This window comes from Pseudomonas sp. K5002 (assembly GCF_013386655.1).
Lineage (GTDB): Bacteria > Pseudomonadota > Gammaproteobacteria > Pseudomonadales > Pseudomonadaceae > Aquipseudomonas.
The window spans coordinates 1-899 of record NZ_JACARK010001565.1 but is presented as its reverse complement, the minus strand read 5'-3'; the positions used below and the strand labels follow the sequence as shown (position 1 = coordinate 899).

The 899-nt window shown below is 65.2% G+C and carries 2 protein-coding genes; one reads left to right on the top strand and one right to left on the bottom strand.

Going from position 1 to position 899, the window contains the following annotated elements:
* Positions 1-233, bottom strand: a 233-nt coding sequence (locus HX846_RS37970) for a LysR family transcriptional regulator (RefSeq protein ID WP_178967551.1), incomplete at its 3' end; no start/stop codon positions are given.
* 111 nt (positions 234-344) lie between these two features.
* Here HX846_RS37970 and HX846_RS37965 point away from each other — a divergent pair.
* A partial coding sequence (locus tag HX846_RS37965; protein WP_256740507.1) for a thiamine pyrophosphate-binding protein occupies positions 345-899 on the top strand: 555 nt, incomplete at its 3' end.

Here is an 899-nt window from a genome sequence, read left to right as displayed (position 1 = left end):
AGGCCGAACACCTGCTGCGCCCGCAGTGACCATTCGCGGCCCTCTTCGGTGAGGCTCAAGCCACGAGCCTGGCGCTGGAACAGCGCATAGCCCAGATGACTTTCCAGCCCGGCGATCTGCCGGCTCACCGCGCCCTGGGTGATGTGCAATTGCTCGGCGGCTCGGGTGAAGTTGCAGCACTGGGCCGTGACCCAAAAGGTGTGCAGGGCCGGCAGCGGCGGAAGACGTTTCATAAGGGCGCAGCCATGACGTGAGGACATGGCTAGTATGACTTTTTATCGATTGTTGCCGCTACGGGCCAGCCGTTCCAATACGGGCCTTTATCAACAATAAGAGCGACGACAATGGCGACCTGCGGCGAAGTATTGGTCAACCTGCTGGAAGGCTACGGCGTGGACCAGGTGTTTGGCATCCCCGGCGTGCACACCGTGGAACTCTACCGGGGCCTGGCGCGCTCGAGCATCCGCCACGTCACCCCGCGCCACGAACAGGGCGCCGGTTTCATGGCCGACGGCTATGCGCGCACCAGCGGCAAGCCCGGCGTGTGCTTCATCATCACCGGCCCCGGCATGACCAACATCACCACCGCCATGGGCCAGGCCTACGCCGACTCGATCCCGATGCTGGTGATCTCCAGCGTGCAGTCCCGCAGCCAGCTGGGCGGCGGGCGCGGCAAGCTGCACGAACTGCCGAACCAGAACGCGATGATCGCGGGCGTGGCGGCGTTCTCCCATACCTTGATGTCGGCGGCCGAATTGCCCGGTGTACTGGCCCGGGCATTTGCGCTGTTCCAGGCCGGACGACCGCGCCCGGTGCACATCGAAATCCCGCTGGACGTGCTGGTGGAAAACGCCGACGCGTTGCTCGGCAGCGAACCGGTCAGCGTTTCCCGCGCTGGC